The following is a 15,270-nucleotide window of genomic DNA, read 5'->3' as shown; positions in this document are numbered from 1 at the left end:
GACTACTGCCTGCCGTTTTCGCTAATACTATTTTAGCATTTAACCATGGATCAATTGTTGGCGCTGAAACTCACGTATTTTATCCACATAATGCCGCACAGTTTGCACCGTTAATACACTGCGTTGGCCATCAAGCACTTGGCCGCCAAACTCTTCTGCTAGTTTTTTAGCCGCATTGTGCATTAAATTAAAGTTTTGTAGTGGCTCGCCAGGGCCGGGTAACATCATAAATAAGCTCACGCCACGGGTTGCTAATTTATTTATATTTTCTAAATCAAACGTGCCCGGGTTAAACATATTGGCCAAACTAAATAACACCGCACCTGAGCCGGCACTGTCTTGGTGACGGTGGAATATATCCATATCACCGTATTTAAAGCCCAGTGTTAATAGCAGTGATAATAAATCTGGGCCTTTCATTTCTTTGTTTTCCGGTAGCAACACATACAAAATAAGTACTTCTGCTGGTTCTTCCGGGCTGGTTATCGGCTCTTCCGCCGCGGTTATTGGCTCTGCCTCAAATGACATCTCTGCAGCGTCAACCTCGTCTAAAGCAGCAAAATGTAATCTTGGCTCTTGCGGCTCATCAAAAGGTAACTCAGCTTGCACTTCTTCGCTTTGCATTAGCGGAGTGCGGGGCAAGCTTTCGCGTTGATGTATCTCAGGTTTTACGTTACTCGCAGCTGCATTGTCCGCTTTTTTAACGACACGCACAGCACCCACACCCAACTCATCAAAACCCTCAGCCTTGTCAGTGTTTTCTTTAACTGATTCGTCGTAGTACCTATGTCTAGGCTGCCCAGCATTTTTTCGCACGGTCCACAACCCATGCAACAACAGCGCTCCCAATATTAGGGCGCCAATAATAATAAATACTAATCGTAATTCGAAAGCCATAAGGTTACCTTTAATTAAGAGGCTGCTGCCATTTTTACAGCATCATCCACATCTACAGCAACTACTCGTGATACACCGGGTTCTTGCATCGTCACGCCCATTAACTGTGCCGCCATTTCCATGGCAATTTTATTGTGGCTAATATAAATAAATTGTACTGTTTCCGACATTTCTCGCACCAAATTACAAAACCGACCTACGTTAGCATCGTCAAGTGGCGCATCTACTTCATCTAGCATACAAAACGGCGCTGGATTAAGTCGAAAAATTGAAAACACCAATGATAAAGCGGTTAGGGCTTTTTCACCACCCGATAATAAATGTATTGTGCTGTTTTTTTTCCCGGGTGGTCGCGCCATGATAGTAACACCTGTTTCTAGCATGTCTTCTTCGGTTAACGCTAAATACGCACTGCCGCCACCGAACACCTTAGGAAACAGGGTTTTTAATCCTTCGTTAACCTGCTCGAAGGTGTCTTTAAATTTTTGTCGCGTTTCTTTATCAATTTTGCGAATGGCGGTTTCTAAGGTGTCCATTGCTGCGGTTAAATCATCATTTTGCGCATCCAGATAATGTTTGCGCTCTGCTTGCTGTTCGTATTCGTCAATAGCGGCTAAGTTTATTGGCCCCAACCTGCCTACAGCATCAACGGTTTTATCTAACTGCTGCTGCCACAGTGTTTCTTCAGCGTCAGCTGACAATTCTGCTAATACATCTTTCATATTAACCTGTTGCTCGCGTAGTAGCTCCATCATATTATTGGCTCGCACTCGATAGCCTTCTGCATCCAGTCGCAAATCTTCTAATTCAGCGCGTTTTTTATTTAGCAGCTGCATAATGCCTTGCTGCCCTTGTTCAAGCTGCCGAATTTGCGCTTCTACATTGGCGAGTTCATCCTGCTGCCTCACCATTTTTTGCTCGGCATCTTCGCGCTCAATCAGGCTTTGTTGTAGTTGCTCTTGTAATATCAGCTCCGGCTCGTCATCGCCTTGTAACTTTTGCTCAAGTTCGCTTACTTGCTCTTGTAATTGCTGTTGCTGCGAACGCATACGCAGTAGGTTTTGTTGTAATGTACTGAGTTGCTGTTCGGCCACTTTTTGCTGCATGAGTAATTGCTGCTGTTGCTGACGCTTTTGCTCAAACTGAGCACGTAATTGTAGTAGCTGTTGCTGCTGTGAACCACCTTGTTGCTGCAGTTGTTGCTGCGCGCTATCATGTTCAATCAGTTGTTCGGCAGTTAACTCTAACGCTACTGAAAGTTGCTCAATGCGCTCTTGTTGCTGTGCTTGATTAAGTTGTAATTTTGCATGCTCAGTGGCCAATTTCTCACTCAGTTTTTGCGCTTGCTGTAATGCCTGCTCGGCCAACAGCACATCAGTTTGCAGCTGTTGTTGCTGGCGCTGCTCGCTATTAACTCGCTGCTGCGCTTGTTCCACTTGCTGCGTCGCGGCAATTACCTGCTCGGTTTGTGCTTCAAGCTGGTTATTTATGTGTTGCTGGTGTTGTTGTGCCGCCACTATAGCTATTTGTAGTTGAGCTAAACGTTCTATTCGCAGCAGGTAACTATCTTGCTGCTCAGCGCTACTGGGTATTAACCAGTTACTGCCCAGCCAAACCCCTTGCGCACAAATCACCGACTGCCCCATTTGTAGCTGCGGTTGCAGTTGTTGCGCATGTTCAAGCGTTTGCGCACAAATAATTTGGTTAAAGCTATCAGGATAAACACCTTGCTCAATTTTCGCCGCGAGGCTGTTAGGTGCTGCAGGTTGAGTATTGGTACTAACCATAGCTAGGCTGCTTGGTTGCATACTTTGCGCTACCATTGCGTGTTGCAACTGGCCAAGCGCTAATGCCACCGCGCTAGCCCAGCCAGTTTTAACCTGCAGCTGTTGTAATAACTGTTGCTGTTGATCATCTTTTTGCTGCTGCATTTGCTGCAAACGTTGTTGCTCTCGCTGTAGCTGCTGTAACTCTGAGCTCGCGTGCAACTGCTGCACGTCGAGTTCGCGGTGAAGCCGCTGCTGCTGTTGCAATGTTAACTGCAGCTCATTATAGGCTTGCTCAGCCTTTTCTACTTGGCTAATGCTTTGCTGTAATTGTTGGGCTAACTGCTGTTGACGCTGTAGCAGCGGCGCCAAGGCTAATTCGGTCAGCTCTTGTTGCAATTGGTTTTGCTGCTGTAGGTTGTCGTTTAGTTGCTGTTGCTGGTTCTGCAATTGCATTTGTTGCTGTTGCTGTTGTTGCTGCAAACTAAACTGCTGCTGTTGCCAGTGCATAAACGCGCGCTGTTGTTGTTGCTGTTCTTCTTCTAGCAACTGTAACTGCTGGCTAAGCTCGTCTAGTTGCTCCAGTAGTATTTCTAGCTGAGGTTCATCTTGCTGTAACTGCTGCTCTAGCTCATGCTGCTGCGCTTGCTCGCTAGCAATATAGTCATTCGCCTGCTGCAAGCTATGCTTCGCCTGCTGTGCCTGTGCATACAAGGTTTGCTGTGTTTGGCGCTGATGCAAAATTTGCTGCTCTAAACGGCTGATCAGTGCGCCTAGCTGATAAAACTGGCTTTGTATTTGCTCTAATGCTTGCCGGCCATCTTGCGCTTGCTGCTTTAGCTCCAGCAACACCCGTTGATCGCCAAGCTCTTGCGATTGATATTTGTCTAATTCGGTTTGCTGTTGCAAACGCTGCTGCTCTAGCGCGTTAAAATGGTTGGTATAATGCAGCCATTTTATTGTGGTTAACTCAGCTTTTAACTTACGTTCTTGGGCTTTAAGCTCTTTGTAGCGCTGCGCTGCCGTGGCCTGTCGTTTAAGCTTTTCAATATTTTTACCTAGCTCTTCGCGCACATCAGCTAAGCGGTCTAAATTTTCGCGGGTATGTTTAATGCGGTTTTCAGTTTCGCGACGTCGCTCTTTGTATTTCGAAATACCGGCAGCTTCTTCTAGAAATACTCTGAGTTCTTGTGGTTTAGATTCAATTAAGCGCGAAATCATGCCTTGTTCAATAATGGCGTAACTACGCGGACCAAGGCCAGTACCTAAGAAAATATCAGTAATATCGCGACGCCGACATTTACTGCCATTAAGAAAATAATTAGATTGTGCATCACGTGTAACAATACGCTTAATCGAAATTTCGCTACGATCGGCTAAACCACCGGCTAAACGACCTTCGGTGTTTTCAAACACTAGCTCAACAGAGGCTTGCGACACAGGCTTTCGTTGCGATGAGCCGTTAAAAATAACGTCGGTCATGGCATCACCGCGTAAGTTTTTTGCTGAGCTTTCGCCCAGCACCCAACGCACCGCGTCTATAACGTTAGATTTGCCGCAACCATTAGGCCCAACCACGGCGGTCATTTGCTGGGGAAAAGGTACGGTAGTGCTATCAACAAACGACTTAAAGCCGGATAGCTTGATCTGTTTTAAGCGCATTAGGGCAAGATTACATTCTAGTTAGCATGGCGTTTGGTCGAATGTAGCAGTGCATTGTCTTGCTGTCACGGTAATACTACTCACTTTTGTTGCCAATCAATAGCTTACGCCGCCAGCGCTGGGCTTTTTCTGCAACGGTATTTTGTACTACCTTGCGGCTCTTTTTCGGATAAATGACTACTGGTCGCGAGATCAATAAGTTATTGGGGTATACAATCTGTTCATTATCTTTAGTACGTAGTACGGTGCTAAATAAATTTATTTCAACAATTTTGCCTTCAAGATGATTACCACCATCAATAACACGTATTTCCATACCTTCGGCAAAGGCTTTTTGCCCCAGCAAGATAAAAAACGCCGTAATATTACTCAGTAGGCTCCATGCGGCAAATAACGCGACACCGATTACGGCGATCATTGACGATGCCAGTACCAGCAAACCGCGAATATCAACGCCCCACACCACGCTCAGTACTACGGCCAGCAGCAACGCCAGTAAAATATGCGACACCACCAATGCACGTTTGTGCATTTCAGCTTTAAGGCGGCTGCGCGAAATAACCTGAAATAGCAAGGGTGCCAAACGCCGACTGATCATAAAATACAGCGCGATGACCAAACTACTAATAATCAGCTGCACCGTAGTTGGGCTAAAGTGCTGCATTAGTTTTTGAATATACTCTATAACTGGCAAGCTAAAACTCCCCAAATTGTGGGTATCAACTAATCTAAATCGTTCAATGGCCAGCGCACAATATAATCTTCAAAATCCTCAAGGTTAACCTGCAGTTCTGAAATACTTTTATTGCGTACCGACATTTGCTTTTTATGCATCAAGCTTTTTTTACCATCATTTAATAATGGGTGCCAATGCGGTAACCCCCGGCCCTCATGTAACCGCCGGTAAGCACAGCTGGTTGGCATAAAGAAAATGTCTTTTAAATTTTCTTTAGTTAGCGCAATGCAATCAGGCACTAATAGCGTGCGCTGGTTATACTCGGTGCACTCACACTTATGGCTATTTAAATAACGACAAGCAATATTGGTATAATGTACCTGTTCGTTATTATGCAAAACAGCAGTCGGCCCAGCTTCGTCTTCGTCGTCATCATCAATAAACTTATTTAGACAACATTTACCACAGCCATCACACAGTGCTTCCCACTCTTGCTGGTTCATTTCATCCAGCGTTTTATTTTGCCAAAACCGTTCAGCCAACGTCATGCTTAATATACCCTACTGTTAACGCTAAAAAAATTAGCAAGCTGCAATTGCAGCTGATCACCCAAATGCAGTGGCCCAACGCCAGCCGGCGTACCGGTAAGCACTATATCACCCGGTAATAACGTAAAATGTGCACTCATTTCGCTAATTATTTGCGTAATACTGCGGATCATATTAGCGCTATTACCCTGTTGGCGCAGTGTGTGGTTTACCGTTAGGCTAAATTCTAACTGCTGTGCGGCTACTACCTGCTGCTTTTCAACAAAACCTGCTATAGGGCATGCCCCATCAAAACCTTTAGCGATTTCCCATGGTCGACCCAGTTGTTTCAATTGGCTTTGTAGCTCTCGCAAAGTAAGATCTAGCGCTAAGCTGTAACCCCAAATGGCATCATTAACCGTGGCAGCATCGGCATTTTTTAACGGCTTAGCAATAAGTACCGCAAGCTCGAGTTCGTTATGCACCTCGCCTTGTTGCTGTGGAATACTAAAACCCGGTGCCAACGCGCATAACGCGGTTGAAGGTTTAATAAAAAACAGGGCCTGCGCTGCGGTTTTACTTTGCATCTCGGCAATATGGTCATGATAATTTTGCCCAATGCACACCACCTTACCCACAGGCAATGCAATAGGCTCACCATTTAAGCTAACGTGCTGATATGGCATTATTACTCCGAGGTAACTATAAGATCAGCTAAATAGCCAACGCTGGTAACAAAGTAGTAAGAACGGTTCCAATGCATTAACGCTTTGTAATTGTCATAAGCTAAAAATGCCCGACCCGTTTCACCATCAGGCAATACTAGCGCCGCATTAATATCACGCGGTGGCAGTGGCGTTTTATTTAAACGTTGTACACCTAACTTATGCCAATCAGCCAAACTGCGTTCTGACTTATTCCAGCGTTCTAACCATTCGCCACGCTGTAAACTGCCGCGCGCAATAGCCTGAGTATTATCAAAATTAGCGGGGAGCAATACTTCGCGGCCCCAGGTTTTACTATTGTCCCAGCCTTGTTGTTTTAAATAGTTAGCAATAGAGGAAAAAACATCCAACTGGTTAGTCCAAATATCTTTTTTACCATCGCCATCACCATCTTGTGCATAGGCCATAAACGAGCTGGGCATAAACTGGCTTTGGCCCATAGCGCCAGCCCAAGAGCCTTTCATTTCGTCTAAGCTAATATGGCCTTGGGCCAAAATATCTAAGGCTTGATAAAACTCTTGTTTAAAGAAGCTTTCACGCCGACCTTCATACGCCAGTGTGACCAACGCCGAGGGTACTGAATAGGTGCCCATAAAACGGCCAAAGCTACTTTCCAGCCCCCACAGCGCAATAATAAACCGCGGTTGAACGCCGTATTTTTCACCAATTTTTTCTAGCTCAGGTAAATATTGCTGATAACGTTCGCGTGCCATTTTTATACGTATTTCGCTAACACGTTTAGGTAAATAGGTACTTAGGGTTTCCACCACTTCTGGCTGCGCTTTGTCGGCACTAACAATGCGTTCATGATAGGTTAACGAAGCGAATACCGGCTCTACCAACTCTGCAGCGTAGCCTTTACTTAATGCTTCCTGTTTTAGTGTTGCGGTGTAATCGGCAAAACTGGGCTTAGTCTCGTTTGTACTTTGTTCTTGCGCATTAACGGTTAACACGCCGGCGCTAAACACCGCTGCTGTAGCAAGAGAAATTAGGGTTCTAAACATAATAAGGCCTATAAGATGAGAAAAATTAATATTGCTGCGCTTTATGTTGTGCTAACAAGTTTTCGGCAGGAGGTGGTATTTGCAAGTAAAAACCGTGTTGCTCCAACTGCTGCTTAACCTTATCGATATCAGCCAGCGCTAAATGTTCCCGCTTGGCTAAATTAAGTAAGGTTACCAGCACTGGCACGCCAAAGGTTTTCAATAGCACCTCAGGCACCGCAGAAAAGTTATCGCGCTGCTTTACATACAGATAGGTCTGATCTTTTTTTACACTTTTATATACTGCACATAACATCGAATAAAACCACGCCGCAAACTTGCTTAACGAAAGCCTAAACTATAACATGAAGCCTTGTTATTGCGTACCTACCAACGGGTAGCAATGCAAATAAATACACGGCTTGGCGCGACCCAAGCTACAGTTGCAGCAAATTATCATAAGTGCGCAAAGAATCAGTTATGTCAGAACAGACTTTGGAATTAAAAGGTAGCTTATTTCCCTTATCGGTACTCTCCTGCCCAGATCTTAGCGTCAACGCATTACAGACGCAGTTAGCTCAAAAACTAGCACAAGCACCCACATTTTTTTATCAAGCACCGATTATTTTAAACTTAAGCCAATGCCAACAAACCCCCGACTTTGCAGCAATTAAACAGCTGTTTGTCGAGTTAAAGTTAGTGTTAGTGGGTGTGTGTGGGGCCAATGCAGAACTAAAACAGCAAGCGCAGCAAGCTGGCCTTGCTGCATTGCAACTGGGCAAAGACAACAAAAGCACGACTAGCGCAGTGTCTAGCAGTAAAGCTGCTGAAGTAACCGCAAACGTGGCCAGTGCAGCAACGGACAGTAAAGTAATTGAACACACGGTACGTTCAGGCCAACAGGTATATGCTAAAGGTACAGATTTAATTGTCAAAGGCACCGTAGGCGCAGGCGCCGAGGTTATTGCTGATGGCAATATTCATATTTATGGCACCTTACGTGGTAAAGCTATTGCCGGTGCTAGTGGTGACAACAGCAAACGCATTTATTGTTACAACTTGCAGGCCGAATTAGTGTCTATTGCCGGTAACTACTGGTTAAGTGAAAGCTTGCAGGGCGAATTTTGGGGTAAGGCAGCGTGTATTAAGCTGCAAGACGACCATTTAGTATTAGCAGAATTAGTATAAGGAATTTTTGATGGCAAAAATTATTGTTGTCACCTCAGGCAAAGGTGGTGTGGGAAAAACTACGTCTAGCGCAGCTATTGGTACCGGTTTAGCATTAAAAGGCCATAAAACTGTTATTATCGATTTTGACGTTGGCCTGCGTAATTTAGACTTAATCATGGGCTGTGAGCGCCGCGTAGTATACGATTTTATCAACGTAATTAACGGTGAAGCGAATTTAAAACAAACATTAATAAAAGATAAGCGCATCGATAACCTGTTTATTTTGCCGGCATCACAAACGCGCGATAAAGACGCCTTAACCAAAGAAGGTGTTGAGCGAGTACTAAACGAGTTAGCTAAAGATTTCGATTTTATTCTCTGTGATTCTCCTGCCGGTATTGAGTCTGGCGCCATGATGGCACTGTATTTTGCCGACGAAGCAATTGTAGTTACTAACCCTGAAGTATCATCCGTACGCGACTCAGATCGTATTTTAGGTATGTTATCTAGCAAGTCTCGCCGCGCTGAACAAGGCTTAGACAATATTAAAGAGTATTTACTTCTTACTCGCTATAACCCTGAGCGAGTAGAGAAAGGCGAAATGCTAAGCGTAGAAGACGTTAAAGATATTCTGTCTATTGAGCTTATTGGTGTAATACCAGAATCACAAGCCGTGCTTAGCGCCTCTAACTCTGGCCAACCAGTTATCCTAGATAAAGAGAGTGACGCTGGCCAAGCCTACATGGATACAATTAATCGCCTGTTGGGCGAAACTGTGCCGTTCCGCTTTTTAACAGTGGAGAAAAAAGGCCTGTTAAAGCGGATATTTGGAGGATAACGGATGTCATTACTGGATTATTTTCGTTCAAGCAAAAAAAATAGCGCTAGTACAGCAAAAGAGCGGTTACAGATTATAGTCGCGCATGAGCGCAGAAAACGTAACAGCCCAGATTACCTGCCGCAGTTAGAGCGAGATATATTAGAAGTTATTCGTAAATACGTAGATATTTCGCCAGAACAAATTGCCGTATCGTTAGAGCAACGAGACAACGAATTGTCGGTATTAGAACTCAATATTACTTTTCCGGAAGATAAGCGTTAAATCTCTCAAACACAAATAAACAAAGCCCGCATTAAGCGGGCTTTGTTTATTTGTACGTCAACTCAGACTATCTGTTTACTAACCTTCTGGCCGAGAAACAAAACCTGTAGTTCCTTTTTTTGCTTGCGTCTTAGATACCAAGTCCCAGATTTCACTATCCTCGTACTTATAGTATTCAGCTCTTTCATACCACTCGTCGCCACGGTCATCTTCCCACCATCGCTCTTCAACCCTTCGCTCCTCAACCTCCTCTTGTTCTTCAGACGGATCACAATTTTTTTTGCTCTCATCACAGACCGCTTGAATGCTAAAGCGAGCTGAATGATCTTTTACCTCTTTACTGACAATAGTAACTGCAGTGATCTCAAGCAACAATTTTGCCTGACTAAAATCAATATCCTCAGCTGATATAGCTTGTGGTGCAATAATCGCTGCCCCCAAGCTCCCAACAAAAAAAAGTGAACGAATACCTGAACTCATGCAAAAACTCCAATAAAACATTATCAACACTATAATTGCAAAACAAATCAACACATTCAACACATTCAACACAAAGTAAACGTTATTTACAAAAAAATCAGCTTACATAAACCAATGTGCTCAAAAAAAATAAATATCAACACTAACATGGCCTCCTTAACGATAAGTGCGAACTTCAAACACAAATAAACAAAACCTTTGGATGCGGGCTTGACTTACGTTATCTCAATAACCATTTTGTTAATGCCTTGAAGGTCAGATCCAGAGTTAGCAATTGTGTCTGACTCTCAAGCCTTAAAAAAACCACCTCAATTGAGGTGGTTTTTTGCTATGCTCAATACCATTAATTATATTGCCGGTTAATTTCATCTACTTATATTCCAAAAAAATAACGATAAAATAAGGACTTAACATGTTTAAATCACGGTATTTATGCTTGGTGGCAATTTTGGCTTCTGCCGGTGTTTGTGCCGCTGAAAGTAGCCGCTTATTGCGCCAGCCCGATATTTCAGCTGATAAATTAACCTTTGTTTATGGTGGTGATATTTGGCTAGCCGACCGCAACGGGCAAAACCCACGGCAGTTAACTAGTCATCCAGCCAATGAATTAGCTCCGCATTTTTCACCCGATGGCAACTGGATCGCATTTTCAGCAAGTTACGATAACAATACCGATGTTTATGTTATGCCGACCTCAGGCGGCACAGCGCAACGTTTAACGTGGCATCCGGCTGCTGATACGGTAAATGGCTGGAGCCCTGATGGCAAAAAAGTACTGTTTGCCTCAAACCGCGAAGTGGCCAATAGCCGTAGTAATCAATTATTTGAAGTTGCCATAACCGGCGGCTACGAAGAAAAAGTTATGCCAGCTGTCGCTTTTGAAGGTAAATGGTCTAAAGATGGCACTAAGCTAGCCTACCGGCCAAATAACATGGCTTATAGTGGCACCAGCGGTTGGCGTTTACACCGTGGCGGCAGTACACCGCCAATCTGGATTATTGATTTAGCCAAACAAAACCTAGAAAAAATACCACACCCCAATGCCAATGAATTTAACCCGTTTTGGCTTAATGACAGCGTATATTTTTTATCCGACCGTGATAATAAGGCGGTTAATTTATTTAGCTACACAGCAAATAAAGTTAGCCAGTTAACCCAGCTACAAGAGTGGGATATTGAAACCGCAGCAGGCTATGGTGACGCTATTGTTTACGCCGCTGGTGGTTATTTATATCAATTAAACTTAAACAATGGCCAAAGCCAGCAAATTAATATCGATATTAAAACGCAGTCCGCACAGCGTCGTGCGCAATGGAAAGACGCTAGCCAAAACTTAACGTCGGCGCAATTATCCAGTACGGGACAACGCGTTATTGTTAGTGCACGCGGCGATATTTTTACCGTACCGGTTGAAGATGGTTCAACCCGTAATTTAACGCAAACCTCTGGCGTTCGTGAGTTCTCTGGCTTGTGGAGCCCAGACGGCAGCCAAGTGGCTTATCTGTCAGATAAAGGTAATACGCATCAACTGCTAATTCAAAACCAAGACGGCATGAGTGAAGCAACAACCTATGCCTTAAATAACGATGGCTATTTAACCTTACTCAGTTGGTCGCCCGACGGTAATCGTATTGTCTATCAAGATAACCATTTAAATTTATATGCCTATGACATCAAGAAAAAGAGTAATCAAAAATTAGATACCTCATTACGCCGTGCGGAATTTAAGGTTAGCTTTTCCGCTGATAGCCGCTATTTGGCTTACACCGTGTCAAATGAAAACTACTTTAGCCAAATTAAACTGTTCGATTTTACTAATAATAAAAACGTCCAGCTAACTGATGGCTTAAGCCATGCGGATGACCCCGCATTTAGTGACAATTACTTATACTTTACCGCATCGGTTAATACCGGGCCGTCTCAAGTTGGCTTAGATTTATCTACCCAAGAGCGCCCTATTCGTAAAGCAATTTATGTCGCCATACTGGCCGCTAATGGTAAGTCACCGTTATTGGTTAACAGCGGCGATGAACCTAAAGCCGACACCAATACTGACGCTGACGATAAAGCTAAACCCAGCAAAAAAGTAACGCCAGTTAAACTGGATGTAGCCGGTTTAAACCATCGCATTGTTGCCTTACCTATTGCTGAGCGTAACTACGACAGCTTAGCGGTTGCTAATGATGGTGCGTTATTTTATTTACAGCGCAGCCAACCGGGCAGCAGCAACGAATTACCTCAAGCCAGAGATGATAATAATGCCAGCTTGTATCGTTTTGACTTTAAAGAAAAAACCAGCAGCGAAATTCAAGACAAATTATCCGCTTTTAGCTTGAGTGCTGATGGTAAAAAACTCTTGTTAATCTCAGATACTAATAGCCTAAAAATTGCCGATGCCGTTGAAAAGCCCAAAGCCAAAGATATAAGTTTAGCGGACGTCAAAAGCTTTGTTGATCCAGTTCAAGAATGGCAACAAATTTTTGATGATGCATGGCGTATGCAGCAAAACTATTTTTATGATGCCAAAATGCATGGCATTAATTGGCAGGCTATGTACGAAAAATATCAGCCTATGTTAAAGCACGTGCAACGCCGTGAAGATTTAAACGATGTACTAGTAGCCATGATTGCCGAGCTGCAAGTTGGCCATAACCGCATTGGCGGCGGCGATATACATCAAGAGCCAAGCAATAACGTGGGTTTACTCGGTGCCGACTTCACCATCCATGATAATCGCTATCAAATAAGCACCGTGTATCAGGGCGATCGCTGGTCACCGTTTTTAAAAGCGCCACTGGCGGTACCTGGTGCTGCCGCTAAAGATGGTGAGTACCTGCTCGCCATTAACGGTAAGCCGCTGTTTGCCAGTGAAAATATTTACCAACGCTTAGAGAACACTATCAAAAAGCAGCTAGTACTAACCCTTGCCGACAATAGCAACGGTAAAAACAGCCGCAATATTACGGTTGAGCCGGTGGCGAATGAAAGCCAATTACGGCTTTGGCATTGGGTAGAGCAAAATAGACAGTTAGTTGACAAGAAATCCAACGGTAAGCTGGCGTATGTGTATTTACCTAACACGGCTGATGGTGGCTTTTACTTTTTTAACCGGATGTTTTTTGCGCAGGTAGATAAACCGGCATTAATTATTGATGAGCGTAAAAATGGTGGTGGCCAAGCAGCTAACTATATTACTGACATTTTAAGTCGGCCATTTTTATCAGGTTGGAAAGACCGTGATGGCTTAGGCTTTACCACTCCAGGTGGCGCTATTCATGGCCCGAAAACTATGCTAATTGACCAAGATGCCGGTTCAGGTGGCGACTTCTTACCTTGGGCATTTAAATACTTAAAGTTAGGCAAAACCATTGGCACCCGCACTTGGGGTGGCTTAATTGGTATTTCTGCAAACCCAAATATGATTGATGGCGGCTTTCACGTAGTACCGTTTTTCCGCTTTTATACTGCCGATGGTGAATGGCGGGTAGAAAACGAAGGCGTAGCGCCAGACATTGAAGTCGAGCTTGACCCAATTGCTGTAAATAAAGGTATTGATGTGCAATTAGAGCGCGCAATTAGCTATACGTTAGAGCAATTAAAAGCTAACCCACCAGCCGATCATAGCCAAGCCCCAGCCATGCCTCAGCAACTGGGTTTGTAACAACACTACTGCTAGTTATTAAATAACCAAAAAGGCTGCTTCACTGCAGCCTTTTTCATTTCGTTAAATCTGTCCCACCCTAAATAAGGTTGTTCTTGCTTATGGCTGCACAAAGTCATCCATTAAAATTAACCCAACATCAGCGGTTAAGCCTACGCCATCACGCGCAATTGCGGTGTAAATACTATTAGCTTGAAGCGATAACACCACCGGGCCTATAGCAGCAGTTTTACTGCCAGCTGGCGTTACTGTTACTACATAGTCGCCAGCGGCTAATGAAACATAGCCTGTTTCAGCTTTAAAGGGGACGGCAGCAAAAGCAGGTGTCGCAGCAGTGATATCTGCTGTCGCTGTAACATAAATATCAACATTACCTGCCAAAGTAGAACCGTGCACAATACGCACCTGAGCTGCGGTGGCAATACGACGTGGCATGTCGGCAAGCACTAAAGGCTCAATGCTATTCTCACCTAATGCACCTACAGCCAATACGCTATAAAACGCACCCGGCTCTAGGGTTAAATCAGCATCAATAACAACAACACTGTTGTCGGCATCGGCCGCAACTTTTACGTTGTAAGTATCCGGCGCTACACCCACGTAACCGGTAAAATCAGGAAACTGCAACGCATCAACTAGCGTAATAGTGTCATTGACAATTACATCTACCGCTGGTGCGTCAGATACGTTATGTACTACGCGCACTGAAGCGGTGGCGCCAACATCAAGAATATCTGTTTCGCTGCCATCTTGGCCTATTGCCAATAACGATACTGGTGACGCACCTGAGAAACGGGTATCGATAGCCGCAACCACCAGATCGGTGCCGGCGGTAGTTAGCGCTAAAGTACCACTATCAAATACCACAGTCTTAGTGCCTGGTAGTGTAATACGCACCTGATACTGCCCTGGGTCTACTTCAACGTAGTCGGTAGAGTCTTTGTACATTAAAGTAGCAAGTGGTGAACCCAGCTCAGCATTAGGTGCAGTAACATGAATATCGACCTCGGGTGCTGTAGCTGCCGCATGCACTACCTGTAAACGAATTTTACCTGCAGCTACGTCATTTACCGAGCCAGTTACCACTAATGGCTCTAACGTTTGCTCAGCTACGCTACCAACAGCAAATACGGTGTAACGTGTAGCTTCTGCTAAAGCTAAGTCTAACGGGCCAATTACCGTAGCGGTATTACCCTCACCCGGTAAAATAGCATCAACAGCAACACTGTATTTTGCTGGAGCTAATGACAGCACATCCGACGCTTGAGCAAACATCAGGTTTTCAATCACGGTATTACCGTTGGCTTTAACATTTACGTTGGGTGCATCAAGGGCAGTATGTACCACCTGTAGGCTAGCGTTTACTACAGCCGGTGGTGTTGGCGTGGGAGTGGCCGAGGTTTCATCCTTTGAGTCGCTATCTAAAAAGCAGCCGCTAAGTGAAACAGACAAAACAGCCGGTATAGCAAAGTGTGTCATTATTTTCATTATTAGTAACCCTTCAGTTATTAGTTGCTGAATTGTTACGCGGGCATTTTGTAATGGGATCAAAAATAATTTAAGGATAAAATCGCGTTAACCTATCTAAAAATTAGACAGGTTAACGCGCTGTTACTTTTTT

The 15,270-nt window shown here is 44.3% G+C and carries 13 protein-coding genes; 4 read left to right on the top strand and 9 right to left on the bottom strand.

Going from position 1 to position 15,270, the window contains the following annotated elements:
* Positions 1 to 39 precede the first annotated feature (39 nt).
* The 7 genes from zipA to MN199_RS04290 all read right to left on the bottom strand — a co-directional run bounded on the left by zipA (position 40) and on the right by MN199_RS04290 (position 7,552).
* On the bottom strand, positions 40 to 897 hold the full coding sequence (zipA, locus tag MN199_RS04320; RefSeq protein WP_335738525.1) for a cell division protein ZipA: 858 nt from the start codon (positions 895 to 897) through the stop codon (positions 40 to 42).
* 14 nt (positions 898 to 911) lie between these two features.
* Positions 912 to 4,325 (bottom strand): chromosome segregation protein SMC, encoded by a 3,414-nt coding sequence (smc, locus tag MN199_RS04315; RefSeq protein WP_335738524.1) that lies wholly within the window; start codon positions 4,323 to 4,325, stop codon positions 912 to 914.
* Positions 4,326 to 4,401: 76 nt separating this feature from the next.
* Positions 4,402 to 5,019, bottom strand: coding sequence for a mechanosensitive ion channel domain-containing protein (locus MN199_RS04310; protein ID WP_207903149.1), 618 nt, complete (start codon positions 5,017 to 5,019; stop codon positions 4,402 to 4,404).
* Between the two features lie 29 nt (positions 5,020 to 5,048).
* Positions 5,049 to 5,549, bottom strand: coding sequence for a YcgN family cysteine cluster protein (locus tag MN199_RS04305; protein WP_132582717.1), 501 nt, complete (start codon positions 5,547 to 5,549; stop codon positions 5,049 to 5,051).
* Between the two features lie 2 nt (positions 5,550 to 5,551).
* Positions 5,552 to 6,214: a fumarylacetoacetate hydrolase family protein gene (locus tag MN199_RS04300; protein ID WP_335738523.1), complete on the bottom strand. Its 663-nt coding sequence runs from the start codon at positions 6,212 to 6,214 to the stop codon at positions 5,552 to 5,554.
* A gap of 2 nt (positions 6,215 to 6,216) precedes the next feature.
* Positions 6,217 to 7,257 (bottom strand): lytic murein transglycosylase, encoded by a 1,041-nt coding sequence (locus MN199_RS04295; protein WP_335738522.1) that lies wholly within the window; start codon positions 7,255 to 7,257, stop codon positions 6,217 to 6,219.
* 25 nt (positions 7,258 to 7,282) lie between these two features.
* Complete coding sequence (locus MN199_RS04290; RefSeq protein WP_132582711.1) at positions 7,283 to 7,552, bottom strand: YcgL domain-containing protein; 270 nt, start codon at positions 7,550 to 7,552, stop codon at positions 7,283 to 7,285.
* Between the two features lie 164 nt (positions 7,553 to 7,716).
* Here MN199_RS04290 and minC point away from each other — a divergent pair, with 164 nt between their 5' ends.
* From minC to minE, 3 genes are read left to right on the top strand one after another with little or no spacing between them, the layout of a single operon-like run.
* The gene (gene minC / locus MN199_RS04285; protein WP_335738521.1) at positions 7,717 to 8,424 is read left to right on the top strand and encodes a septum site-determining protein MinC; all 708 of its coding nucleotides are present in this window, start codon (positions 7,717 to 7,719) and stop codon (positions 8,422 to 8,424) included.
* Between the two features lie 10 nt (positions 8,425 to 8,434).
* Positions 8,435 to 9,244 carry a septum site-determining protein MinD gene (gene minD / locus MN199_RS04280; protein ID WP_335738520.1) on the top strand — a complete coding sequence of 270 codons (810 nt, stop codon included), beginning with the start codon at positions 8,435 to 8,437 and terminating at the stop codon, positions 9,242 to 9,244.
* Between the two features lie 3 nt (positions 9,245 to 9,247).
* Positions 9,248 to 9,508 (top strand): cell division topological specificity factor MinE, encoded by a 261-nt coding sequence (minE, locus tag MN199_RS04275; RefSeq protein WP_132582705.1) that lies wholly within the window; start codon positions 9,248 to 9,250, stop codon positions 9,506 to 9,508.
* A gap of 78 nt (positions 9,509 to 9,586) precedes the next feature.
* On the opposite strand, the gene MN199_RS04270 is transcribed toward minE, so the two are convergent.
* The gene (locus MN199_RS04270) at positions 9,587 to 9,988 is read right to left on the bottom strand and encodes a hypothetical protein (RefSeq protein WP_335738519.1); all 402 of its coding nucleotides are present in this window, start codon (positions 9,986 to 9,988) and stop codon (positions 9,587 to 9,589) included.
* A 412-nt stretch (positions 9,989 to 10,400) separates the two neighbouring features.
* Between MN199_RS04270 and MN199_RS04265 the strand changes: the two genes are divergently transcribed.
* Complete coding sequence (locus MN199_RS04265; protein WP_335738518.1) at positions 10,401 to 13,649, top strand: S41 family peptidase; 3,249 nt, start codon at positions 10,401 to 10,403, stop codon at positions 13,647 to 13,649.
* 99 nt (positions 13,650 to 13,748) lie between these two features.
* Here the strand turns inward: MN199_RS04265 and MN199_RS04260 are convergent, their stop codons facing one another.
* Positions 13,749 to 15,137 (bottom strand): DUF4397 domain-containing protein, encoded by a 1,389-nt coding sequence (locus MN199_RS04260; RefSeq protein ID WP_335738517.1) that lies wholly within the window; start codon positions 15,135 to 15,137, stop codon positions 13,749 to 13,751.
* Between the last annotated feature and the right edge of the window lie 133 nt (positions 15,138 to 15,270).

The organism is Rheinheimera metallidurans, from assembly GCF_036983985.1.
Lineage (GTDB): Bacteria > Pseudomonadota > Gammaproteobacteria > Enterobacterales > Alteromonadaceae > Alishewanella > Alishewanella metallidurans.
The sequence above is the reverse complement of the archived record's forward strand: the minus strand, read 5'-3'. Positions and strand labels throughout refer to the sequence as shown.

Excerpts from the sequence above, each read along its gene's own strand:
- MN199_RS04260 (WP_335738517.1), bottom strand. The coding sequence starts at position 15,137 with ATGAAAATAATGACACACTTTGCTATACCGGCTGTTTTGTCTGTTTCA.
- MN199_RS04270 (WP_335738519.1), bottom strand. The coding sequence starts at position 9,988 with ATGAGTTCAGGTATTCGTTCACTTTTTTTTGTTGGGAGCTTGGGGGCA.
- zipA (WP_335738525.1), bottom strand. The coding sequence starts at position 897 with ATGGCTTTCGAATTACGATTAGTATTTATTATTATTGGCGCCCTAATA.
- minD (WP_335738520.1), top strand. The coding sequence starts at position 8,435 with ATGGCAAAAATTATTGTTGTCACCTCAGGCAAAGGTGGTGTGGGAAAA.
- minC (WP_335738521.1), top strand. The coding sequence starts at position 7,717 with ATGTCAGAACAGACTTTGGAATTAAAAGGTAGCTTATTTCCCTTATCG.
- smc (WP_335738524.1), bottom strand. The coding sequence starts at position 4,325 with ATGCGCTTAAAACAGATCAAGCTATCCGGCTTTAAGTCGTTTGTTGAT.
- MN199_RS04295 (WP_335738522.1), bottom strand. The coding sequence starts at position 7,257 with ATGTTTAGAACCCTAATTTCTCTTGCTACAGCAGCGGTGTTTAGCGCC.
- MN199_RS04300 (WP_335738523.1), bottom strand. The coding sequence starts at position 6,214 with ATGCCATATCAGCACGTTAGCTTAAATGGTGAGCCTATTGCATTGCCT.
- MN199_RS04305 (WP_132582717.1), bottom strand. The coding sequence starts at position 5,549 with ATGACGTTGGCTGAACGGTTTTGGCAAAATAAAACGCTGGATGAAATG.
- MN199_RS04265 (WP_335738518.1), top strand. The coding sequence starts at position 10,401 with ATGTTTAAATCACGGTATTTATGCTTGGTGGCAATTTTGGCTTCTGCC.
- MN199_RS04290 (WP_132582711.1), bottom strand. The coding sequence starts at position 7,552 with ATGTTATGTGCAGTATATAAAAGTGTAAAAAAAGATCAGACCTATCTG.
- minE (WP_132582705.1), top strand. The coding sequence starts at position 9,248 with ATGTCATTACTGGATTATTTTCGTTCAAGCAAAAAAAATAGCGCTAGT.